We start from the raw sequence: 23,804 nt of genomic DNA on the forward strand, positions 1-23,804 counted from the left end.
GCCGGCGGCATGCGCGGCGGCCTGGTGGAGTTTGCCACCCGCCGCCGCGTGACCATCGCCATGTGCACGGTCACGCTGCTGCTGTTCGGCCTGATCGCGCTGGGCAATCTCAAGGTCAACCTGCTGCCCGACCTGAGCTACCCGACGCTGACCGTGCGCACCGAATACACCGGTGCAGCGCCGACTGAAATCGAAACCCTGATCACCCAGCCGGTCGAAGAAGCGGTCGGCGTGGTCAAGAACCTGCGCAAGCTGAAGTCGGTCTCGCGCACCGGCCAGAGCGACGTGGTGCTGGAATTCGCCTGGGGCACCAACATGGACCAGGCCAGCCTGGAGGTGCGCGACAAGATGGAAGCGCTGAACCTGCCGCTGGAGGCCAAGGCCCCGGTGCTGCTGCGCTTCAATCCGTCCACCGAGCCGATCATGCGCCTGGTGCTGTCGAACAAGACGGCGCCGACCAGCGATGCCGATGCGGTGCGCGAGCTGACCGGCCTGCGCCGCTATGCCGATGAAGACCTCAAGAAGAAGCTGGAGCCGGTCACCGGTGTGGCGGCAGTGAAGGTGGGCGGCGGCCTGGAGGACGAGATCCAGGTCGACATCGACCAGCAGAAGCTTGCCCAGCTGAACCTGCCGATCGACACCGTCATCAAGCGCCTGAAGGACGAGAACATCAACATTTCCGGCGGCCGCCTGGAGGAGGGCTCGCAGCGCTTCCTGGTGCGTACCGTCAACCAGTTCGCCGACCTGGAGGAGATCCGCAACCTGCTGGTGACCACCCAGGCCGCCAATGGCAGCGCGGCGGACTCGGCGCTGCAGCAGATGTTCAACATCGCCGCGTCGACGGGTTCGGCGGCCGCCATCGCGGCGGCGTCGGCGGCACAGAGCGCATCGTCCGGCGGTGGCTCCAGCGTGGTTGCCAACGGCGTGCCGGTGCGCCTGAAGGACGTGGCCACCGTGCGCCAGGGCTACAAGGAGCGCGAAGCGATCATCCGCCTGGGCGGCAAGGAGTCGGTCGAGCTGGCCATCTACAAGGAAGGCGACGCCAACACCGTGTCCACCGCTGAAGCGCTGCGCAAGCGCCTGGAGCAGATCAAGGGCACGTTCCCGTCCGATGTCCAGCTGACCACCATCGAGGACCAGTCGCGCTTCATCGAGCACGCCATCGCCGACGTCAAGAAGGATGCCGTGATCGGCGGCCTGCTGGCGATCCTGATCATCTTCCTGTTCCTGCGCGATGGCTGGAGTACGTTCGTGATCAGCCTGTCGTTGCCGGTCTCGATCATCGCCACGTTCTTCTTCATGGGCCAGCTCGGCCTGAGCTTGAACGTGATGTCGCTGGGTGGCCTGGCATTGGCCACCGGCCTGGTGGTGGATGACTCGATCGTGGTGCTGGAGAGCATCGCCAAGGCCCGTGAGCGTGGCCTGGGCATCCTGCAGGCGGCGATCGCCGGCACCCGTGAAGTGAGCATGGCCGTGGTCGCCTCGACCCTGACCACCATCGCGGTGTTCCTGCCGCTGGTGTTCGTCGATGGCATCGCCGGGCAGCTGTTCCGCGACCAGGCGCTGACCGTGGCGATCGCCATCGCGATCTCGCTGCTGGTGTCGATGACCCTGATCCCGATGCTGAGCTCGCTGAAGGGGCGGCCGCCGCTGGCGTTCCCGGAAGAGGCGCCGAACGCAGCATGGCAGCCGCAGAAGCGTTGGCAGAAGCCGGTTGCACTGGGCCGCCGTGGCGTGCTCGCCAGCGTGCGCTGGAGCTTCTATGCGCTGGCCTGGCTCGTGGTGCGCCTGTGGCGCGGCGTGGTGGCGGTGGTCGGCCCGGTGATGCGCAAGGCCAGCGACCTGGCGATGAAGCCCTATGCAGGCGCCGAGCGAGGCTACCTGCGCCTGCTGCCGAGTGCGCTGGCGCATCCCGGCAAGGTGCTGGGCGTGGCAGCCATCATTTTCGTGGCGACCATGGCGCTGGTGCCGATGCTTGGCGCCGACCTGATCCCGCAGCTGGCGCAGGACCGTTTCGAAATGACGGTGAAGCTGCCGGCCGGCACGCCGCTCAAGCAGACCGATGCACTGGTGCGCGAGCTGCAGCTGGCGCATGGCAAGGGCGAAGGCGTGGCCTCGCTGTATGGCGTCAGTGGCAGCGGCACCCGGCTGGATGCCAGCCCGACCGAAAGTGGCGAGAACATCGGCAAGCTGACCGTGGTGATGGAAGGTGGCGGCAATGCGCACACTGAAGCGGCGATCACCGAGCGCCTGCGCGGCACCATGAGCCAGCACCCGGGTGCCCAGGTCGACTTCGCGCGGCCGGCGTTGTTCAGCTTTTCCACGCCGCTGGAAATCGAACTGCGCGGGCAGGACATGGCGACCCTGGAAGTGGCCGGCCAGCGCCTGGCGGCGATGCTGCGCGGCAACGCCCACTACGCCGACGTGAAGTCGACGGTGGAAGAGGGCTTCCCGGAAATCCAGATCCGCTTCGACCAGGAGCGCGCCGGTGCGCTGGGCCTGACCACCCGCCAGATCGCCGACGTGGTGGTGAAGAAGGTGCGTGGCGACGTCGCCACCCGCTACAGCTTCCGTGACCGCAAGATCGACGTGCTGGTGCGCGCCCAGGAAGGTGACCGCGCCAGCGTGGAGAGCATCCGCCGGCTGATCGTCAATCCGGGCAGCACCCGCCCGGTGACCCTGGACGCGGTGGCCGACGTGGTCGCCACCACCGGCCCCAGCGAGATCCATCGTGCCGACCAGACCCGGGTCGCGGTGGTATCGGCCAACCTGCGCGACATCGACCTGGGCGCCGCCATGCGCGAAGTGCAGCAGATGGTGGCCGAGCAGCCGCTGGGCGCGGGCGTCGGCCTGCACATCGGCGGCCAGGGCGAGGAACTGGCGCAGGCGGCGAAGTCGCTGATCTTCGCCTTCGGCCTGGCGATCTTCCTGGTCTACCTGGTGATGGCCTCGCAGTTCGAATCCCTGCTGCACCCGTTCGTGATCCTGTTCACCATCCCGCTGGCGCTGGTCGGCGCGATCCTGGCGCTGATGCTGACCGGAAAGCCCATCTCGGTGGTGGTGTTCATCGGCCTGATCCTGCTGGTCGGCCTGGTCACCAAGAACGCGATCATCCTGATCGACAAGGTCAACCAGCTGCGCGAGGCCGGCGTGGCCAAGCATGAGGCGCTGGTGGAAGGTGCGCGCTCGCGCCTGCGGCCGATCATCATGACCACGCTGTGCACGCTGTTCGGCTTCCTGCCGCTGGCGGTGGCGATGGGCGAGGGCGCCGAAGTGCGTGCACCGATGGCGATCACCGTGATCGGTGGCCTGCTGGTGTCGACGCTGCTGACGCTGCTGGTGATCCCGGTGGTGTACGACCTGATGGATCGTCGCGGCGACGCCTACTACCGTGAGCGCGGCCGCAAGCACGCCGGTGAGGGCCTGCATGGCGACGAGGGCGGCACAGCGGGTGTGGAGGAACCGGCATGAGTGTTGCCGAGTTCTCCATCCGCCGTCCGGTCACCACCATCATGTGCTTCGTGTCGCTGGTGGTGATCGGCCTGATCGCTTCGTTCCGGCTGCCGCTGGAGGCGTTGCCGGACATCTCCGCGCCGTTCCTGTTCGTGCAGATTCCCTACACCGGCTCGACCCCGGAAGAAGTGGAACGGACCATCATCCGTCCGGTCGAGGAATCGCTGGCGACGATGACCGGCATCAAGCGCATGCGCTCGTCGGCCACCTCCGAGGCGGCGCTGATCTACATCGAGTTCAGCGACTGGGACCGCGACATCGCCATTGCCGCGTCGGACGCGCGCGAGCGTATCGACGCGATCCGCAGCGACCTGCCCGACGACCTGCAGCGCTACAACGTGTTCAAGTGGTCCAGCAGCGACCAGCCCGTGCTGAAGGTGCGGCTGGCCAGCACCACCGACCTGACCACCGCCTATGACATGCTCGATCGTGAGTTCAAGCGGCGCATCGAGCGTATTCCCGGTGTGGCCCGCGTCGATATCACCGGTGCGCCGCCGAACGAGGTGGAGATCGCCATCGATCCGAACCGGCTCAACGCGCATGGGTTGAGCATCAACGAGCTGAGCGAGCGCCTGCGCACGCTGAACTTCTCAATCTCGGCCGGGCAGATCGATGACAACGGCCAACGCGTGCGCGTGCAGCCGGTAGGCGAGATCACCGACCTTCAGGAGATGCGCGACCTGGTGATCAACGCCAAGGGCCTGCGCCTGGGCGACATCGCCGACGTGCGCCTGAAGCCGGCGCGGATGAACTACGGGCGCCGCCTGGACGGCAACCCGGCGGTGGGCCTGGACATCTTCAAGGAACGCAGCGCCAACCTGGTGGACGTTTCGCGTGCGGCACTGGCCGAGGTCGAGGCGATCCGCGCGCAGCCGTCGATGCGCGACGTGCAGATCAAGGTGATCGACAACCAGGGCAAGGCAGTGACGTCCTCGCTGCTGGAGCTGGCCGAGGCCGGCGCGGTCGGCCTGATCCTGTCGGTCACCGTGCTGTTCTTCTTCCTGCGCCATTGGCCGTCGACGCTGATGGTGACCCTGGCCATTCCGATCTGCTTCACCATCACCCTCGGCTTCATGTACTTCGTCGGGGTGACACTCAACATCCTGACCATGATGGGCCTGCTGCTGGCCGTCGGCATGCTGGTCGACAATGCAGTGGTGGTGGTGGAGAGCATCTACCAGGAGCGCGAGCGCATGCCGGGGCAGCCACGGCTGGCCTCGATCATCGGCACCCGCAACGTGGCCATCGCGCTCAGCGCCGGCACGCTGTGCCACTGCATCGTGTTCGTGCCGAACCTGTTCGGCGAGACCAACAACATCAGCATCTTCATGGCGCAGATCGCGATCACCATCTCGGTCTCGCTGCTGGCCTCGTGGCTGGTGGCGGTCAGCCTGATCCCGATGCTGTCCGCGCGCATGGCCACGCCCAAGCTGGTGCACTCGCAGACCGGCCTGATCGCGCGCCTGCAGCGACGCTATGCGCAGCTGCTGGACTGGTCACTGCATCACCGCGGTTGGAGCCTGCTCGGCATCCTGCTCGTGGTGCTGGTCAGCCTGGTGCCGATGAAGCTGACCAAGGTCGACATGTTCGGTGGTGAGGGGGGCAAGGACATCTTCATCGGCTACATGTGGAAGGGCGCCTACACCTACCGCCAGATGTCCGAGGAAGTGGCGCGGGTGGAGAACTGGATCGACCAGAACCGCGAACGCCTGCACGTGAAGCAGGTGTATTCCTGGTACAGCGAGCAGGAAGGCAGCTCCACGGTGGTCACCCTGGACGAAAAGTACGCCAAGGACATCAAGTCGCTGCAGGAGGAACTGCGCAAGGGCCTGCCGAAGTCGGCCCGCACCGATTACTTCGTCGGCAACCAGGGCGGCGATGGCGGTGGCGGCAGCAACCAGGGCGTGCAGGTGCAGCTGGTGGGTGATTCCAGTTCGATGCTGCAGGAGATCGGCCAGGAAGTGGTGCCGTTGCTGGCGCAGCGTGCCGAGCTGCGTGACGTGCGCATCGACAACGGCGAGAAGGGCGGCGAGCTGAAGGTGCGCGTCGACCGCGAGCGTGCCGCAGCGTTCGGCTTCAATGCCGAGCAGGTGGCCAGCTTCGTCGGCCTGGCGCTGCGCGGCGCGCCGATGCGCGAGTTCCGCCGCGGTGACAACGAAGTGCCGGTGTGGGTGCGCTTTGCCGGCGCCGAGCAGAGCAGCCCGGAAGACCTGGCCGGTTTCAGCGTGCGCACCGGCGATGGCCGCAGCGTGCCGCTGCTGAGCCTGGTCACCGTGGACGTTGGTTCGTCGGCCACCCAGATCGGCCGCACCAACCGCCAGACCACGTTGACCATCAAGGCCAACCTGGCCGAGAAGGTCACCGCGCCGGACGGGCGCAAGGCGATCGAAGCCGTGCTCAAGCCGATGAACTTCCCGGCCGGCTATGGCTTCACCTTCGACGGCGGCGACTACGGCAACGACGACGAGGCCATGCAGCAGATGGTGTTCAACCTGCTGATCGCACTGGTGATGATCTACGTGGTGATGGCGGCGGTGTTCGAGTCGCTGCTGTTCCCGGCGGCGATCATGAGCGGAGTGCTGTTCTCGATCTTCGGCGTGTTCTGGCTGTTCTGGATCACCGGCACCTCGTTCGGGATCATGTCCTTCATCGGCATCCTGGTGCTGATGGGCGTGGTGGTGAACAACGGCATCGTGATGATCGAGCACATCAACAACCTGCGGCGCAGCGGCATGGGCCGCACCCAGGCGCTGGTGGAAGGCTCACGCGAACGCCTGCGCCCGATCATGATGACCATGGGCACGGCGATCCTGGCGATGATCCCGATCTCGCTGACCGATACGCAGATGTTCGGCAATGGCCCGGAGTATTCGCCGATGGCGCGTGCAATTGCGGGCGGGCTGGCGTTCTCGACGGTGGTCAGCCTGCTGTTCCTGCCGACCATCTACGCGGTGCTCGATGACCTGCGCTCGGCCGTGACGCGGCTGATCCGCCGTGCACGCGGGCTGGAGAGGATGGAGCCGGGCGCTGCCCGGCTGTAATGCGCGCCAACGTGTTGTGGTGTGGGGGAGGCCGGTCGTAGTGGGGCGGTCTCCCCCTTTTTTTCTGCTCGCCGCGTCGCGGCGTCGCCCGAGCATGGGCTCGGGCGCTACAGATTCTGTGGCCGGTTGAGAGGCTTACCCCGCCACCTTGCCCCACACCTTGAAGGTGGTCAGCCACAGGCCGAGCATGCTGCCGATGTTGGTCAGCATGAAGGTCAGCACCACGCGGGTAACGCGATTGCGGTACCAGCCCTTCAGGCTCTGCGCATCGTCGCGCAGCTTCAGGAAGTCCTCATAGGCCGGCTTGCGCAGGCGCGCTTCCACCAGCGCCGAGAATGCGCCGGTCGGGATGCTCAGGCGGAACGGCTTGAACGGGGCCACCGCGATCGCGGTGAGGATGCTCAGCGGGTGACCGCCTGCCAGCAGGCAGCCCAGGCCCGCCAGGCCGCCGGTATACATTGCCCAGGTCGCCAGCAGCTCGGTACCCACGCCCAGGCCGCCGCGGTAGAAGCCCACGCCGATGCCGGTCGCCACGATCGCCAGGATGCCGAGCGTGAACCACGGGATGTTGCGCTTCTTCGGCACCGCCTCCAGCTCGGCGCGCAGCGGCGCCGGGGCCTCGGTGTCGGTTTCCAGGTAGCGCGCGAGACCTGCAAGATGGCCGGCACCGACCACCGCCAGCACTTCACGCTGCTGCGGGGTGTGCTCCTCGCGCAGGCGCGTGGCCATGTAACGGTCGCGCTCACCGATGATCGTCTCGTACAGCGCCGGGCTCTCGCTGGCGAACTCACCAAAGCTCGATTCCAGCATGTCGCCCTGCTTGAGCTTTTCGATCTCGTTCTCGCCCACTTCCTCGGACGAGAACAGGCCGGCGCCCAGCCCGGCAACCAGCTTCAGCTTGCCGAAGAACCCAAGCCGCTGCGACGCCCGGCGGAAGGTCAGGCCGACCTCGCGGTCGATCAGGTGCACCGGCAGGTCGCGTTCGCGCGCCAGTTCCACCGCGCGTTTCAGTTCCGCGCCCGGCTCGATGTCGAGCTGTTCGGCCAGGCGGCGCTGGTAGGCGGACAGGGCCAGGTTGGCGGCGAACAGGGCGACGCGGCCCTTGCGGATCACCTCGACCAGGTCGAGCTTGGCCAGCGTGTCCGGGTCGCTCAGTGCCTGCAGGCGCTGCGGGTCCAGTTCAACGGCCACGGCGTCGAAGCGACCGCTGTCGATGGCTTTCTCCACCGCCTCGACGCTGGCGCGTGAGACATGGGCGGTGCCCAGCAGGGTGTAGCGCACGCCGTCGCGTTCGACGACGCGTACCGGCTGGCCGGCGAACAGGTCGTCGCCGGTCTCGGGAAGGGTTTCGGTCATGGGTTCATTCATTGGAAGGTGCGGTGTCGGCGCCATCGCCGAGCGCGCGCTGCATCTGCACGGTATCCAGCCAGCGGCCATGCTTGCGGCCGAGGCCACGGAACACGCCGACCAGCTCGAAGCCGAAGCGTTCGTGCAGCTTGATTGAAGCGGTATTGGTCGGTTCGCCGATCACCGCCACCATCTGCCGGTAGCCACGCGCCACGCAGGCGTCGATCAACGCCTGCAGCAGGCCGGTGCCGACGCCCTTGCCCTGGAACGCGGCATCGACGTAGACCGAGTTTTCCACGGTCCACTGGTAGGCAACGCGGGTGCGGTAGGTGTTGGCGTAGGCATAGCCGGCCACCTGGCCGTCGATCTCGGCGACCAGGTAGGGGAAGCCGCGATCGACGATGTCACGCATGCGGCGCAGCATCTCGGTCGCGTCCGGAATGTCGTACTCGTAGGTGTTGACGAAGTCAGTCACTTCCACCGCGTAGATCGCGGTGATCGCGTCGATGTCGGCCGGGCCGGCATCACGGATGAGGACGGCCATGCGCGGGCTCCGGCTCAGTCGATGTAGCGCTTGAGCAGGTCGCCGTAGGCATCGATGCGGCGATCACGCAGGAAAGGCCAGATGCGGCGCACATGCTCGCTGCGCTGCAGGTCGACGTCGCACAGCAGCACGGTGGCCTCGGTGCCGGCCTCGGCCAGGAACTCGCCCTGCGGGCCCAGCACGTGGCTGTTGCCCCAGAACTGGATGCCCGACGCGCCCAGCGGCGAGGCCTCGTGGCCGACGCGGTTGCAGCTCAGCACCGGCAGGCCGTTGGCCACCGCATGGCCGCGATGGCTCAGCACCCAGGCGTCGCGCTGGCGGGTCTTCTCGTCCTGCACGTCGTCCGGATCCCAGCCGATCGCAGTCGGATACAGCAACAGCTCGGCGCCGGCCAGCGCCATCAGGCGCGCCGCTTCCGGGTACCACTGGTCCCAGCACACCAGCACGCCCAGGCGGCCCACCGAGGTATCGATCGGCGTGAAGCCGATGTCGCCCGGGGTGAAGTAGAACTTCTCGTAGAAGCCCGGGTCGTCCGGGATATGCATCTTGCGGTACTTGCCGAGCAGCGTACCGTCCTTCTCGAACACCACGGCGGTGTTGTGGTACAGCCCGGCAGCGCGGCGCTCGAACAGCGAGCCGACCAGCACCACGCCATGCTTCTTCGCCAGCGCGCCAAGGCGCTCGGTGCTCGGGCCCGGAATCGGCTCGGCCAGGTCGAACTCGTCCACCGATTCGTGCTGGCAGAAGTACGGGCCGTTATGCAGTTCCTGCAGCAGCACCAGCTTGGCACCCTGCGCAGCCGCCTCGGCCACGCGTGCTTCGATCACCGCCAGGTTGGCGGCGGCATCACCGTGGTTGCGCTCCTGGATCAGGGCGACGGTAAGGGGGCTGCGCGAGTTCATGCGGGGCGTTCCTGCGGGGGAAAACCAGCATGTTAGCGCGGATGGGCGGCGACGGCGTGTCGCGCGCTGAATGGCGCAGCGGGTAGTGCCGGCCGCTGGCCGGCAATCCCGTGGATCCATCAGGCATTGCAGGGTTGCCGGCCAGCGGCCGGCACGACCGTTACGCCTTCAACAGCCCAGCCGGCAGCTGCATGGTGATGCAGTGCAGGCTGCCGTTCTGCCAGATCAGCGAGCGGCAGGGCACCTGCACGATCTCTCGGCCCGGGTGCGCCTGTGCCAGCACGTCGCGGGCCAGGTCATCGGCCGGGTCGCCATAGGCCGGCATCAGCACCGCGCCATTGACGATCAGGTAGTTGGCGTACGAGGCAGCCAGGCGACGGCCTTCGTCGATCACCGGCCGGGCCCACGGCAGCGGGAACAGGCGGTACGGCTGGCCATCCTTGGTGCGTAGCGCGGCCAGCTCATTGCCCATCGCCTGCAGTTCGGCGTAATGCGAGTCGCTCTCGTCGTCGCAGGCCTGGTAGACGATGCTGTCAGCGGAGGCGAAGCGGGCGAGGGTATCGATGTGCGCGTCGGTGTCGTCGCCTTCCAGGTAGCCGTGGTCCAGCCACAGCACGCGGTCCTGCTGCAGCCAGTCGGCCAGGTCGGCGCTCAGGCTGGCGCGGTCGCGGTCCGGGTGGCGCTCGTGCAGGCACTTCCAGGTGGTCAGCAGGGTGCCTTCACCGTCGGTCTCGATGCCGCCGCCTTCCAGCGCGAACGGGATGCTGCGGACCGGCGCATCGTTGAATACGCCGGCCTGGTCGAGCACGCCCACCAGCTGGTCATCCAGGGTGGCGTCGAACTTGCCGCCCCAGCCGGTGAAGCGGAAATCCAGCAGCTGGAAGCCGCCGTCGGCACGGCGCAGGGTGATCGGGCCGGAGTCGCGCAGCCAGGTATCGTCGTAGGCCGCCGTGGTGAAGTGGACCTTGTCCATGTCGATGCGGTTGGAGCGCAGTCGCATCTCGGCGTAGGTCTCCACATCGTCGTCGGCCACGCAGATCAGCACCGGCTGGAAGCGGGTGATGGCCGCGACCAGGGCGATGTAGGTCTCTTCCACCTGGCCCAGGCGGTCAGCCCAGTCGGTATCGGCGGTGGGCCAGGCAATCAGGACGCCGCTCTGGGCTTCCCACTCGGCAGGAAAACGAAGGGTCTGGTTCATGGTCTCGCTACACAGGCCCGCCCACGGCGGGTAATGGGATCAACGGATCGGCGGTTTCGGGCCGATTTCGTTCGGGTCCGCCTGGTTGGCCACCACGTCGATCACCTTCTGCTTCTCGAAGTAGACGGTGAACTGCGGGTACACCCAGCGGTTGATGGTCGGCCATTGCCGTTTCTGCCCGCCACGCGGCTGCAGCTGCTCGCTGGGCGCGCCGAACTGCGCCTGCACCTGCTGCATGCTCTGGCCGCGCACGGGCAGGGCACCGGCCGGCTTCTCGCGGGCGCGGTCGACAAGCAGGGTATCGGCCAGTGCCGGTGTGGCGGCGGCCAGGGTGGCCATCACGGCCAGGGCGGACAGGTAACGCTTCATCTCGATCTACTCCCCAGTGGTCAAGAAAGGCGATTACAGCAAAAACGGCAGGAAAAAGCCGCATAAACAAAAAACCGCCCGAAGGCGGTTTCTTGCATCGGGTCGGCCCCGCGTAGGGCCAGCCGCAGCCGGAAGGCTGTGAGGCTTAGCGCTGACGCGCCTTGAAACGCGGGTTCGACTTGCAGATGACGAAGATCTTGCCACGACGACGCACGACCTTGCAGTCACGGTGACGGGCCTTCGCCGACTTCAGGGAGGACAGGACTTTCATGGCATACCTCGGCGTAAACAGTAGTTGTTCGGGTGGAGCGTGGCCGCGATATGCGAAAGACAATCGGCAGTTGACGCTCGTTCAAGCCCGCCATTCTACCGGGCTTTTCCTCGTGGTTTCAAGTGGTTGCACAAAAGATCCCGCTGGGGGCGTCTGGCAGGGGCTAGAATGGCCTCTTCACACGCTCTGGGACCCCCATGAATCCACTCGCTCCCGTCCTGACCATCGACGGCCCATCCGGGGCCGGCAAGGGTACCATCAGCCGCATCATCGCGCGCCGGATGGGCTGGCATTACCTGGATTCGGGCGCGCTGTACCGGGCGGTGGGCGTGGCCGCAAGCTGGGCCGACATCGATACCTCCGACGCCTCGGCGCTGGTGCGTTGCACCTTCGACACCCACGTTCAGTTTGTCGAGCAGGGCGATGCCATGCGGGTCATGGTCAACGGCACCGATGCCACCGACGAGCTGCGCCTGGAGACCACCGGTGCGCTGGCCTCGGCCATTGCCGCCATTCCCGAGGTCCGCGCCGCCCTGAAGGAGCGCCAGCGCGCATTCAGGGAGCTGCCGGGCCTGGTCGCCGACGGCCGCGACATGGGCACGGTGATCTTCCCGGACGCCTCCTACAAGGTCTTCCTGACCGCCAGTGCCGAGGAGCGCGCCGAGCGCCGGCATAAGCAGTTGAAAGACAAGGGGGTTTCTGTTAACTTTGATGACCTCCTGCGCGAGATCATGGCCCGCGACGCCCGTGATGCCCAGCGTACCGTGGCGCCCCTGAAGCCGGCAGACGATGCTGTCCTCATCGACACCACAGGCATCGGCATCGATGATGTCGTTGCCAGAGTGATGGATCTGCTTCCGGTTCCGGCTGCCTGATCCGTTCGCGCGGGAGCGCTGCCAGCAGCATCGGCGGCGGTCGCGCATAGCAGTGCTGTACCAGCTCCGCCGCGCAATGATGCGTGGCGGTTTTCCTACTACACACGACCTGCGTTTCCGGGGTCGACCAACAGGCGGGCGGTCGCCATTCCCCTGAAGGGGACGCCACCGACCCATGTGTCCAACAGAGTAAATCTAATGACCGAATCATTTGCCGAACTGTTTGAAGCCAGCCAGGCCAATCTGGCCAAGCTGAAGCCGGGCGCCATCGTCAGCGGTACCGTTGTTGAAGTCCGCGGCGACGTCGTGGTGATCAACGCTGGCCTGAAGTCCGAAGGCATCGTGCCGATCGAACAGTTCCGTAACGACGCTGGCGAAATCGACGTCGCCGAAGGCGACATCGTCAAGGTCGCCCTCGACTCGATCGAGAACGGCTTCGGCGAAACCGTCCTGTCGCGCGAGAAGGCCAAGCGCGCGATGGTGTGGGACGAGCTGGAAGAAGCGTTGGAAAAGAACGAAACCATCACCGGCCGCATCAGCGGCAAGGTCAAGGGTGGTTTCACCGTGGACATCAAGGATGTCCGCGCCTTCCTGCCGGGTTCCCTGGTCGATGTGCGCCCGGTGCGCGATCCGGCCTACCTGGAAGGCAAGGAACTCGAGTTCAAGCTCATCAAGCTGGACCGCAAGCGTAACAACGTCGTGGTCTCGCGCCGCGCTGTCGTCGAAAGCGAGCACTCGGAAGAGCGCGAGCAGCTGATGGACAAGCTGCAGGAAGGCGCGATCCTGAAGGGTGTCGTCAAGAACCTGACCGATTACGGCGCGTTCGTGGACCTGGGCGGTATCGACGGCCTGCTGCACATCACCGACATGGCGTGGAAGCGCGTGCGTCACCCGTCGGAAGTCGTGAACGTCGGCGACGAGCTGGACGTCCGCGTGCTGAAGTTCGACCGCGAGCGCAACCGCGTTTCGCTGGGCCTGAAGCAGCTGGGCGAGGATCCGTGGGACAACATCGGCCGTCGTTACCCGGCCAACAGCCGCGTCTTCGGCAAGGTCTCCAACGTCACCGATTACGGTGCGTTCGTTGAGATCGAGCCGGGCGTCGAAGGCCTGGTGCACGTCTCGGAGATGGATTGGACCAACAAGAACGTCAACCCGTCCAAGGTTGTCCAGGTTGGTGATGAAGTCGAAGTGATGGTGCTGGACGTCGATGAAGAGCGTCGCCGTATCTCGCTGGGCATGAAGCAGGTTGCCGCCAATCCGTGGGAAACCTTCGCTGCCACCCACAAGAAGGGTGACAAGGTGTCGGGCCAGATCAAGTCGATCACCGACTTCGGCATCTTCATCGGCCTGGACGGCGGCATCGACGGCCTGGTCCACCTGTCCGACATCAGCTGGAACACCACCGGCGAAGACGTCGTTCGCAACTTCAAGAAGGGCGATACCCTGGACGCCGTCGTCCTGGCTGTCGATCCGGAGCGCGAGCGCATCTCCCTGGGCGTGAAGCAGCTGGAGCAGGATCCGTTCGGCCAGTACATGGCTGCCAATCCGAAGGGCTCCAAGGTTGAAGGCGTGGTGAAGGAAGTCGACGCCAAGGGCGCGATCATCGAGCTGGCTGACGGCATCGAAGGTTACGTCTCGGCCCGCGACATCGCCAACGAGCGCGTTGACGACGCCACCCAGCACCTGAAGGTCGGCGACAAGGTCGAAGCCAAGTTCGTGGGCATGGACCGCAAGGGCCGTACCCTGCAGCTGTCGATCAAGGCCAAGGACGACGCGGAAATGCGCGAAGTGCTGGAGGAATACCAGTCCTCTTCGGCTTCCAGCGGCACCACCCAGCTGGGCGCGCTGCTGCGTGCACAGCTGAACGGCAACAAGTCCGAGTAATCGGCCTTACGCTGTTCGTTGTTTCCTGGACGGCCCGGGCATTGCCCGGGCCGTTTCAGGCTGAGATGCCCCTGATGTGAGCCGGTAATGACCAAATCCGAACTGATCGAAATCCTTGCGCGCCGCCAGGCGCACCTGAAGGCCGATGATGTCGATCTGGCGGTGAAGTCGTTGCTGGAAATGATGGGCGGATCGCTGTCCGCCGGGGATCGCATCGAAATCCGTGGATTTGGCAGCTTCTCGCTGCACTATCGTCCGCCGCGCCTGGGTCGCAACCCGAAGACCGGCGAATCGGTTGCCCTGTCGGGCAAGCATGTCCCCCATTTCAAGCCGGGCAAGGAACTGCGCGAGCGGGTCAGCAGTGTGCTGCCGCTGGACGCCGATCCGGCCTGAGCCTTCCGTCGCGCCACCGCGTGCGAATCCAGCCGCGAGTCGGATAAGCTACGGACTCCTGCCACTGGAGCTGTCGCATGAAGGTTTTTCGTCTGCTGGTCCTGCTGGCGGTACTCATTCTTGGGTTGATCATCGGTGCCATGAACATGGACGAGATGACCATCAACCTGCTGTTCACCCAGCTTAAGACCTCGGTCGGCGTGGCCATCATTGCCGCGTTGCTGATCGGCGTCATCGTTGGCGCTGGCCTGGTGTTGGTGAGCGTGGTCATTCCGCTCTACAGCCAGCTGCGCCGCGCCAACAAGTCCGCTGCCGCCACGCCGGCACCGGTTGCTTCCCCTCAATCTTTTGATGGACGCTGATCGAAGATGGATTTCGTCACCGAGTGGTTCTGGTTCTTCCTGTTCGTTCCGCTGGCCGCCCTGGCTGGGTGGGTGATCGGGCGGCGCGGTGGTCAACGCCACGGTGACAGCCAGGTCAGCCGCCTGTCGAGCACCTATTTCCGTGGCCTGAACTACCTGCTCAACGAGCAGCCGGACAAGGCCATCGAGCTGTTCCTGCACATCGCCGAGCTGGACAAGGAAACCTTCGAGACCCAGGTCGCGCTGGGCCACCTGTTCCGCCGCCGCGGCGAAGTCGACCGCGCCATCCGCCTGCACCAGGGCCTGGTCAACCGCCACGACCTCAGTGATGCACAGCGCGTGCAGGCCCTGCTGGCGCTGGGCGAGGATTACATGAAGTCCGGCCTGCTGGACCGTGCCGAGACCGTGTTCACCGAGCTGGCGCAGCTGGATCAGCGTGCACCGCAGGCACTCAAGCACCTGATCGGCATCTACCAGGCCGAGCGCGACTGGGAAAAGGCGATCGACAACGCGACCCGTTTCGAGGACGTCACCGGCGAGCCGATGGGCAAGCTGATCGGACAGTTCGAATGCGAACTGGCCGAACGTTTCCGTGGCGCCGGCAAGCTGGAAGAGGCGAGGGCAGCGATCGCCCGCGCCTACCAGGCCGACGCGATGTCGGTGCGCGCCGGCATCATCGAGGGCCGTCTGGAAACCGACGCGGGCAATCCAGAGGCCGCTGTGCGCGCCTTCGAGCGCGCCGCGCGCAACGATCCCGAATACCTGCCGGAACTGCTGCCGGCACTGATGCAGAACTATCGCAGGGTCGGCGATCTGGCAGGTGCACGCGCGTTCCTGTCGGAGATGACCGAGCACTACCGCGGCATCGCCCCGGTACTGGCGCTGACCCGGTTGATGGAAGAGCAGGAAGGCGTGGCGCCGGCCCGTGCCTACCTCGGTCGCCAGCTCAAGGATCGCCCGTCGGTACGTGGCGAATCCGCGCTGATCGATCTGACCCTCGCCGAGGGAGCCGATTCCACCGCCACCCTGCATGACCTCAAGCACATCACCGACCAGCTGCTGGTGCGCAACCCGGCCTATCGCTGCACGCGCTGCGGCTTCGGTGCGCGTACCCACCACTGGCAGTGCCCGAGCTGCAAGGAGTGGGGGACGGTCAAGCCGCTGCTGAACTACGCGGTGCTCTGATCCATGCCCTGGCTTGTGATGGGCGCGCTGCTGGGGCTCGCCCTGCTCAGTGCGTTGCTGACCTGGGCTGCGCGGGGCTATGCACTGCGCCAGCAGTTGATGGACCAGCCGGGCGAGCGTCGCAGCCATAGCGTTGCCACCCCGCGCGGTGGCGGCATCGCCATCGTCATCAGCCTGCTGGTGACCGCCGGCGTGGCCATCTGGGCCTGGCCCGAAAGCACGCCGACGGTGCTGGTGGCCAGCCTTGGGCTGGTGCTGGTGGCCGGTATCGGCTGGTGGGACGACCACAAGCCCCTGCCGGCGATGCGTCGCCTGCTGGTGCATTTCATCGCCGCAGCGCTGTTGGCCGGCCTGGTCAAGGTGAATGGTGGCAGCTGGCTGTTGGCGGTGCTGGTGCTGCTGTTCACCGCGTCGCTGATCAACATCTGGAACTTCATGGACGGCATCAATGGCATCGCCGCCAGCCAGGCCGTTGTGGCGATGCTGGGGCTGGCGCCGGTACTGCCGTGGCCCTATTCACTGGCCGCCGTGGCGCTGGGCCTGGCCTGCCTTGGATTCCTGCCGTTCAACTTCCCTCGCGCCCGGATCTTCATGGGCGATGTTGGAAGCGGCGCGCTGGGGTATGCGGTCGCAGTGGTGCTGGCGATCGCCAGCGTGCGTACCGATATCAACTGGATCCTGCTGCTGGTACCGGTTTCGCCGTTCCTCGTGGACGCGGGCTTCACACTGCTGGCGCGCATCATTTCCGGACAACGCTGGATGGAACCCCATACCCAGCATGTCTACCAGCGCGCGGTGCAGGCAGGAGCCAGTCACCCGCAGGTGACAGGGATGTACTTTGCTTTGGGTCTGTTCAGTATTACAGTGTTCAATGTCTGCTCCAATTTGCAGCCGAGGTGGGAGGCTGTCGTGGCGATCGCGTGGTTCATCGCGCTGAGCGTCCTCTGGCTCCTCCTGCGCAATGGAATGCGCCACCGACAAGGAATTACCTGAATTATGGCTTCACCCTGGCGGGACAGAATCCTCGGCCTGATGCCGCGTTCGGCCATCGTCTGCCACGACCTCTTCATGGTCTGGGCATGCTGGCAGCTGCTCCATGCAGGGCGTTACTCGATCCTGCCCAACGCCCCGGCGCTGCCCCTGTGGAACGTCGATACCACCCTGGTCCTGCTGCTGCAGGGCCTGGTGTTCTGGCGCGTGGGCCTGTACCGCGGCCTGTGGCGGTTTGCCAGCGTCAGCGACCTGCTGAACATCTTCAAGGCCAGCTTCATCGGCATGGTGGCCATCATCCTGGTGCTGATGTGGAAGCGCTTCGACGGCGTACCCATGTCGGTGCTGGTGATCTACCCGTTCGCGCTGTCGGCACTGCTCGGCGCGCCGCGCCTGCTGTACCGCGCCTGGAAGGACTACCAGGCACTGCAGTCCGATTCCAGCGCCCGCCGCGTGCTGATCCTCGGCGCCGGCCAGGCGGCCGAGACCCTGGTGCGCGACCTGCGCCGCTCCGGCAACTTCGAGCCGGTCGGCCTGCTCGACGATGCACCGCACCTGCGGGGTGCCAAGCTGCAGGGCCTGCCGATCCTGGGCACGCTGGATGACGCGCCGACGGTGGTCCGCGAGACCGCTGCCAAGCTGCTGGTCATTGCCATGCCGTCGCTGGACGCCGCAGGCATGCAGCGCGTCGTCGCGATCTGCGAAAGCACCGGCGTGCCGTTCCGTACCGTGCCCAAGCTCAGTGACATCCTGCAGGGCCAGTCGCTGCCGGGCCAGCTGAAGGAAGTGGCGATCGAGGACCTGCTGGGGCGCAAGCCGATCATGCCGGACTGGAACCTGATCCGCGGCTGGTTGGGTGGGCGCACCGTGATGGTTACCGGCGCCGGTGGTTCGATCGGTTCGGAGCTGTGCCGCCAGTGCGCGCGGCATGGTGCCGGTCGCATCATCCTGCTGGAGATCAGCGAGCTGCTGCTGCTGACCATCGAGGGCGAGCTGCGTCGCAGCTTCCCCGATGTCGAGATCGAGGCGGTGCTGGGCGACTGCGGTGACCCGGCGGTGATCCGCCACGCGCTGTCGCTGCACCCGGTCGATACCGCTTTCCATGCGGCCGCCTACAAGCATGTTCCGGTGCTGGAACGCCAGCTGCGTGAAGCAGTGCGCAACAACATCCTGGCAACCGAGAACGTCGCGCGCGCCTGCCTGGAAGCACGCGTGGAGCATTTCGTGTTCATCTCCACCGACAAGGCGGTCGACCCGGTCAATGCACTGGGCGCGAGCAAGCGCTACGCCGAGATGATCTGCCAGAGCCTGGACCAGAAGTCCACGCATACCCGTTTCGTCACGGTGCGCTTCGGCAACGTGCTGGCGTCGGCCGGCAGCGTGGTGCCGCTGTTCCGCGAGCAGATCCTGCGCGGTGGCCCGGTCACGGTCACCGACCCGGAAGTCAGCCGCTACTTCATGACCATTCCCGAGGCCTGCCAGCTGATCCTGCAGGCGGCCGCATCGGCGTCGCATGGTGCGATCTATACCCTCGACATGGGCGAGCCGGTGCCGATCCGCGTGCTGGCCGAACAGATGATCCGCCTGACCGGCAAGCAGCCGTACAAGGACATCCAGATCATCTATACCGGCCTGCGTCCGGGCGAGAAGCTGCACGAGACGCTGTTCTATTCGGACGAAGATTACCGCTCCACCGCGCACCCGAAGATTCTTGAAGCCGGCGTGCGTACGTTCTCGCGCGACCTGGTGCTGGGCAACGTTCCGCGCCTGCGCGAGGCGATTGCCAGCTACGACACCGCCCGCATCCAGGAAATCCTGTTTGCGACGATGCCGGAATTCTCGCCAATCGAACAGGATGCTTACATTTCATCCGCTAAAGTCGTGCCTTTTCCGGCACGTGAGGCCAACAGGCACCAATGAGCAAGCGAATTCGCAAAGCAGTTTTCCCGGTGGCAGGATTGGGGACGCGTTTTTTGCCAGCAACCAAGACTGTGCCGAAGGAGATGCTGCCGATCATTGATCGGCCGCTGATCCAGTACGCGGTGGATGAGGCGATCGAAGCCGGCTGTGACACGCTGGTGTTCATCACCAACCGCTACAAGCACGCCGTTGCCGACTATTTCGACAAGGCGTACGAGCTGGAGCAGAAGCTTGAGCGCGCTGGCAAGCAGGAGCAGCTGGAACTGATCCGGCACGTGCTCCCCAATGGTGTGCGCGCGATCTTCGTGACCCAGGCCGAGGCGCTGGGCCTCGGGCACGCGGTGCTGTGTGCCAGGTCGGTGATCGGTGACGAGCCGTTTGCCGTACTGCTGCCCGACGACCTGATCTGGAACCGCGGTGCGGGCGCGCTGAAGCAGATGGCCGACCTCAACGAAGCCAGTGGCGCCAGCGTGATCGCGGTGGAAGACGTGCCGCACGATAAGACCGCCAGTTACGGCATCGTCGCCACCGACGCGTTCGATGGCCGCAAGGGCCGTATTTCGCAGATCGTCGAGAAGCCGAAGCCGGAGGACGCGCCGAGCGACCTGGCGGTGGTGGGCCGTTACGTGCTCAGCCCGAAGATCTTCGAGCTGCTGGAACAGACCCAGACCGGTGCCGGCGGCGAGATCCAGCTGACCGATGCGATTGCCGAGCTGCTGAAGACCGAAGAAGTCGATGCCTATCGTTTCGAGGGCACCCGCTTCGACTGCGGCACGCACCTGGGTCTGGTGGAGGCGACGATCCGCTTCGCGCTGGACAACCCGAAGCTGGCTGGCCCGGCGCGGGAGAAGCTGGCGGCGATGCTGGCGGAATAAGGGTTTTATCAAGCGCTCCGTGCGGCGCCTTGATTGATACGTGGGGGAGGGGGCGGATGGCCCTCTCCAAAACACGCCAAAGCCCTTCCATGGTGCCAACGGTTTTGGAGAGGGCCATCCGCCCCCTCTCGACAGTTTCCGTGCGGCGCGGACGGGAAGGGCGGAATCAAAGGCAGAAGCAAAAGCAAAAAGGCAGCCACTGGCTGCCTTTTTTCGTGGGTTGGGGTCAGATCCCTTTGCGCAGCAAAGGGGTCTGACCCCAGCCTTTGACCCTGCCTTTGCTCATCCCTCCGCCGCGGGGAGGCTGGAAGGGCCGGGTTGGCAGGGCTGCCCGGGACCGTTGGCGCCATGGATGGCGCCATCGAGCCCCCATGGAAGGGTTCACGGCGTGTCCCGGGCAGCCCTGCCAACCCGGCCCACGCCATGAAGCCCAACGAGGCAACGCCTTGAACCTTACAGCGCCTCGAAAATACCCGCCGCACCCATGCCGGTGCCGATGCACATCGTCACCATGCCGTACTTCTGCTGGCGACGACGCAGGCCGTGCAGCAGGGTTGCGGTACGGATCGCGCCGGTCGCACCCAGCGGGTGGCCCAGGGCAATCGCGCCGCCCAGCGGGTTGACCTTGGCCGGGTCCAGGCCGCAGTCGCGGATCACCGCCAGCGACTGCGCGGCGAAGGCTTCGTTGAGCTCGATCCAGTCCAGCTGGTCCTGGGTCAGGCCGGCCTGCTTCAGTGCCTTCGGGATCGCGGCGATCGGGCCGATGCCCATCACTTCCGGACGCACGCCGGCCACCGAGAAGCTGACGAAACGGGCCAGCGGGGTCAGGCCGTAATCCTTGATCGCCTGCTCCGAGGCCAGCAGCACGGCACCGGCGCCGTCGCTCATCTGCGACGAGTTGCCGGCGGTGACGGTGCCGCCGAACTGGCCGTTGCGGAACACCGGGCGCAGCTTGGCCAGGCCTTCGGCCGAGGAGTCCGGGCGGGGGCCTTCGTCGGTGTCGGCGATCTTGTTGCGGGTGATGATGCGCTGGCCGTCGGCCAGGTCCGGCAGGTGCGAGACGATCTCGTACGGGCTGATCTCGTCCTTGAACTCGCCGTTCTGGATCGCGGCCATGGCCTTCTGGTGCGAGGCCAGGGCAAAGGCGTCCTGGTCTTCGCGCGAGACCTTCCACTCTTCGGCGACCTTCTCGGCGGTGATGCCCATGCCGTAGGCGATGGCAACGTGGTCGTTGTCGAACACGCTCGGCGCCATGGCGATCTTGTTGCCCATCATCGGCACCATCGACATCGACTCGGTGCCGCCGGCCAGCATCAGGTCGGCGTTGCCCAGGCGGATCGCGTCGGCGGCCTGCGCCACGGCCTGCAGGCCGGAGGAGCAGAAGCGGTTCACGGTCTGTGCGGCGATGGTGTTCGGCAGGCCGGCCAGCAGCACGCCGATGCGGGCCACGTTCATGCCCTGCTCGGCTTCCGGCATGGCGCAACCGATGATGGCGTCATCGATGCGGTTGACGTCCACGCCCGGGGCCTGGGCGACGACGCTGCGCAGCACGTGCGCAAGCATGTCGTCGGGGCGGGTGTTGCGGAACATGCCCTTGGGCGCCTTGCCAACCGGGGTACGGGTGGCGGCGACGATGTAGGCGTCCTGGATTTGCTTGGTCATTGCAGTGATCTCTTGAATTTTTTAGCCGGAGTGCCGACCAACGGTCGGCACCCACCGGAAGCAGGGATGGGCGATCAGTTACGCAGCGGCTTGCCGGTCTTCAGCATGTGCGCGATGCGGGCCTGGGTCTTTTCCTGCTGGGCCAGTTCGACGAAGTGCTTGCGCTCGAGGGTCAGCAGCCACTCTTCGTCGACCAGGGTGCCGCGGTCGACCTTGCCACCGCACAGCACGGTAGCGATGCGCTCGGCGATCTCGTAGTCGTACGGGCTGATGAAGCGGCCTTCCAGCATGTTGACCAGCATCATCTTGAAGGTGGCGATACCCACGTCACCGGCCACCTGGATGCGGCGTGCCGGCAGCGGCGGGCGGTAACCCGCTTCGGCCAGGGCGCGTGCTTCGGCCTTGGCGATGTGCAGGGCCTCGTAGCTGTTGAACACCACCTTGTCGGTGCTGCGCAGCAGGCCCAGTTCCTTGGCGTTGACCGCCGAGTTGGACACCTTGGCCATCGCCACGGTCTCGAAGGTCTTCTTCAGTTCGGCGAACACGTCGCCGCCCGGGCCCGCGGCCTGCGAGGCGCGCACGGCCAGTTCCTTCAGGCCACCACCGGCCGGCAGCAGGCCGACGCCGGCCTCGACCAGGCCGATGTAGCTTTCCAGGAAGGCCACGGTCTTGGCGCTGTGCATCTGGAACTCGCAGCCGCCACCCAGGGCCAGGCCGCGCACGGCGGCCACCACTGGCACCAGCGAGTACTTGATGCGCTGGCTGGTGCGCTGGAAGTTGGCAACCATTTCTTCGAACTGGTCGACCTTGCCGGCCTGCAGCAGGCCCAGCGCGCCGGCCAAGTCGGCACCGGCGGAGAAGGGTTCCTTCTGCTGCCAGATCACCAGGCCCTGGAAGTCCTTCTCGGCGCGGCTCACGCATTCCTGCAGGCCGTCCAGCACCTGGTCGGACACGGTGTTCATCTTGGTCTTGAAGCTGACCACGGCGATGCCATCACCGTCGTGCCACATGCGCAGGCCGTCGTTCTCGAACACGGTCTCGCCCGGCGCGAACGTCTCGCCCAGCAGCGGATCGGGGAAGCGCTGGCGCTGGTACACCGGCAGCGACGAGCGCGGCAGCTTGGCGTTGCGCGACGGGCTGTAGCTGCCTTCGGCGGCATGCACGCCGTCGCGGCCATCGAACACCCAGTCCGGCAGCGGCGCGTTGCTCATGCTCTTGCCGGCGACGATGTCATCGGCGATCCACTGCGCCACCTGCTTCCAGCCGGCGGCCTGCCAGGTCTCGAACGGGCCCAGCGACCAGCCGTAGCCCCAGCGGATGGCCAGGTCGACGTCGCGCGCGGTCTCGGCGATGTCGGCCAGGTGGTAGGCGCTGTAGTGGAACAGGTCGCGGAAAGTCGCCCACAGGAACTGCGCCTGCGGGTGCTGGCTCTCGCGCAGCTTGGCGAACTTCTCGGCCGGGTTCCTGATCTTCAGGATCTCGACCACTTCCGGCGCGGCAGCGCGATCGGCCGGACGGTAGTCCTGCTTCTCCAGGTCCAGCACCACGATGTCCTTGCCGACCTTGCGGAAGATGCCGGCACCGGTCTTCTGGCCCAGCGCGCCCTTGGCGATCAGCGCGTCCAGCCACTTCGGCGACTTGAAGAATTCATGCCACGGGTCATTCGGCAGGGTGTCGCCCATGGTCTTGATGACGTGGGCCATGGTGTCCAGGCCGACCACGTCGGAGGTGCGGTAGGTGGCCGACTTCGGGCGGCCGACCAGCGGACCGGTCAGGCCGTCCACTTCATCGAAGCCCAGGCCGAACTGCTGGGTGTGGTGGATGGTGGACAGGATCGAGAACACGCCGATGCGGTTGCCGATGAAGTTCGGGGTGTCCTTGGCGTACACCACGCCCTTGCCCAGGGTGGTGACCAGGAACTCTTCCAGGCCTTCCAGCACGGCGGCGTCGGTGGTGGTGGCCGGGATCAGCTCGGCCAGGTGCATGTAGCGCGGCGGGTTGAAGAAGTGCACGCCGCAGAAGCGGTGGCGCAGCTGCTCGGGCAGCACGTCGGCCAGCTTGTTGATGCCCAGGCCCGAGGTGTTGGAGGCCAGCACCGCGTGGTCGGCCACGAACGGCGCGATCTTCTTGTACAGGTCCTGCTTCCAGTCCATGCGCTCGGCGATGGCCTCGATGATCAGGTCGCAGTCCTTCAGCTGCTCCAGGCCGGACTCGTAGTTGGCCGGAGTGATGGCTTCGGCCAGCGACTTGCTGGCCAGCGGTGCCGGGCTCAGCTTGCCCAGGTTGGCGATCGCCTTCAGCACGATGCCGTCGGCCGGACCCTCCTTGGCGGGCAGGTCGAACAGCACGGTGTCGACGCCAGCGTTGGTGAGGTGGGCAGCGATCTGGGCACCCATGACGCCGGCACCCAGCACGGCGGCGCGGCGGACTAGCAGGGAATTGGACATGGTGTAGGGCCTTTGTTGGTCAGCAG

General features: G+C 66.0%; 18 protein-coding genes. 10 read left to right on the top strand and 8 right to left on the bottom strand.

Translation table 11 applies throughout. The annotated features are described in order from the left end of the window. Window positions 1–9: 9 nt before the first annotated feature. Together AC5P5W_RS03890 and AC5P5W_RS03895 are read left to right on the top strand one after the other, a co-directional pair. Window positions 10–3,471, top strand: a complete 3,462-nt coding sequence (locus AC5P5W_RS03890; RefSeq protein WP_478439242.1) for an efflux RND transporter permease subunit — start codon at window positions 10–12, stop codon at window positions 3,469–3,471. Next, window positions 3,468–6,554: an efflux RND transporter permease subunit gene (locus AC5P5W_RS03895; RefSeq protein ID WP_134808770.1), complete on the top strand. Its 3,087-nt coding sequence runs from the start codon at window positions 3,468–3,470 to the stop codon at window positions 6,552–6,554. The genes AC5P5W_RS03890 and AC5P5W_RS03895 overlap by 4 nt, the downstream gene beginning before the upstream one ends. 135 nt (window positions 6,555–6,689) lie before the next feature. On the opposite strand, the gene AC5P5W_RS03900 is transcribed toward AC5P5W_RS03895, so the two are convergent. From AC5P5W_RS03900 to ykgO, 6 genes are all read right to left on the bottom strand, one after another. Further along, the gene (locus tag AC5P5W_RS03900; RefSeq protein WP_014646845.1) at window positions 6,690–7,910 is read right to left on the bottom strand and encodes a TraB/GumN family protein; all 1,221 of its coding nucleotides are present in this window, start codon (window positions 7,908–7,910) and stop codon (window positions 6,690–6,692) included. 4 nt (window positions 7,911–7,914) lie between these two features. Next, window positions 7,915–8,445, bottom strand: a complete 531-nt coding sequence (locus AC5P5W_RS03905; protein ID WP_049404550.1) for a GNAT family N-acetyltransferase — start codon at window positions 8,443–8,445, stop codon at window positions 7,915–7,917. A gap of 14 nt (window positions 8,446–8,459) precedes the next feature. Continuing rightward, window positions 8,460–9,347 carry a carbon-nitrogen hydrolase gene (locus AC5P5W_RS03910; protein ID WP_008267821.1) on the bottom strand — a complete coding sequence of 296 codons (888 nt, stop codon included), beginning with the start codon at window positions 9,345–9,347 and terminating at the stop codon, window positions 8,460–8,462. Window positions 9,348–9,507: 160 nt separating this feature from the next. Continuing rightward, complete coding sequence (locus tag AC5P5W_RS03915) at window positions 9,508–10,545, bottom strand: agmatine deiminase family protein (protein ID WP_032960746.1); 1,038 nt, start codon at window positions 10,543–10,545, stop codon at window positions 9,508–9,510. A 39-nt stretch (window positions 10,546–10,584) separates the two neighbouring features. After that, window positions 10,585–10,884, bottom strand: a complete 300-nt coding sequence (locus AC5P5W_RS03920) for a hypothetical protein (RefSeq protein ID WP_227837998.1) — start codon at window positions 10,882–10,884, stop codon at window positions 10,585–10,587. A 175-nt stretch (window positions 10,885–11,059) separates the two neighbouring features. Then, window positions 11,060–11,185, bottom strand: coding sequence for a type B 50S ribosomal protein L36 (gene ykgO / locus AC5P5W_RS03925; protein WP_005409283.1), 126 nt, complete (start codon window positions 11,183–11,185; stop codon window positions 11,060–11,062). 197 nt (window positions 11,186–11,382) lie between these two features. On the opposite strand from ykgO, the gene cmk reads away from it, so the two are divergent. From cmk to galU, 8 genes are all read left to right on the top strand, one after another. Beyond that, a complete protein-coding gene (gene cmk / locus AC5P5W_RS03930) occupies window positions 11,383–12,060 on the top strand; it encodes a (d)CMP kinase (RefSeq protein WP_014036894.1) in 678 nt (225 codons plus the stop codon). Between the two features lie 198 nt (window positions 12,061–12,258). Further along, window positions 12,259–13,944, top strand: a complete 1,686-nt coding sequence (rpsA, locus tag AC5P5W_RS03935) for a 30S ribosomal protein S1 (RefSeq protein ID WP_005416230.1) — start codon at window positions 12,259–12,261, stop codon at window positions 13,942–13,944. A gap of 87 nt (window positions 13,945–14,031) precedes the next feature. Further along, window positions 14,032–14,337, top strand: coding sequence for an integration host factor subunit beta (locus AC5P5W_RS03940; RefSeq protein ID WP_197575009.1), 306 nt, complete (start codon window positions 14,032–14,034; stop codon window positions 14,335–14,337). A gap of 77 nt (window positions 14,338–14,414) precedes the next feature. Next, window positions 14,415–14,699, top strand: a complete 285-nt coding sequence (locus AC5P5W_RS03945) for a LapA family protein (protein ID WP_014646849.1) — start codon at window positions 14,415–14,417, stop codon at window positions 14,697–14,699. Window positions 14,700–14,705: 6 nt separating this feature from the next. Next, the gene (lapB, locus tag AC5P5W_RS03950) at window positions 14,706–15,884 is read left to right on the top strand and encodes a lipopolysaccharide assembly protein LapB (RefSeq protein ID WP_014646850.1); all 1,179 of its coding nucleotides are present in this window, start codon (window positions 14,706–14,708) and stop codon (window positions 15,882–15,884) included. Between the two features lie 3 nt (window positions 15,885–15,887). Next, entirely contained in the window at window positions 15,888–16,877 is a 990-nt protein-coding gene (locus AC5P5W_RS03955) for an MraY family glycosyltransferase (RefSeq protein WP_046430191.1), read from the top strand. 3 nt (window positions 16,878–16,880) lie between these two features. After that, window positions 16,881–18,794 (top strand): polysaccharide biosynthesis protein, encoded by a 1,914-nt coding sequence (locus tag AC5P5W_RS03960; RefSeq protein ID WP_014646852.1) that lies wholly within the window; start codon window positions 16,881–16,883, stop codon window positions 18,792–18,794. Continuing rightward, complete coding sequence (gene galU, locus AC5P5W_RS03965; protein ID WP_032960751.1) at window positions 18,791–19,669, top strand: UTP--glucose-1-phosphate uridylyltransferase GalU; 879 nt, start codon at window positions 18,791–18,793, stop codon at window positions 19,667–19,669. Before AC5P5W_RS03960 ends, galU begins: the two co-directional genes overlap by 4 nt. Window positions 19,670–20,122: 453 nt before the next feature. Here the strand turns inward: galU and AC5P5W_RS03970 are convergent, their stop codons facing one another. Both AC5P5W_RS03970 and AC5P5W_RS03975 read right to left on the bottom strand, forming a co-directional pair. Then, window positions 20,123–21,331 (bottom strand): acetyl-CoA C-acyltransferase, encoded by a 1,209-nt coding sequence (locus AC5P5W_RS03970; RefSeq protein WP_019661304.1) that lies wholly within the window; start codon window positions 21,329–21,331, stop codon window positions 20,123–20,125. A gap of 74 nt (window positions 21,332–21,405) precedes the next feature. Next, window positions 21,406–23,778: a 3-hydroxyacyl-CoA dehydrogenase/enoyl-CoA hydratase family protein gene (locus tag AC5P5W_RS03975; RefSeq protein ID WP_133934445.1), complete on the bottom strand. Its 2,373-nt coding sequence runs from the start codon at window positions 23,776–23,778 to the stop codon at window positions 21,406–21,408. Window positions 23,779–23,804: the final 26 nt, after the last annotated feature.

The organism is Stenotrophomonas sp. YJH_SMC_123 (assembly GCF_059368215.1).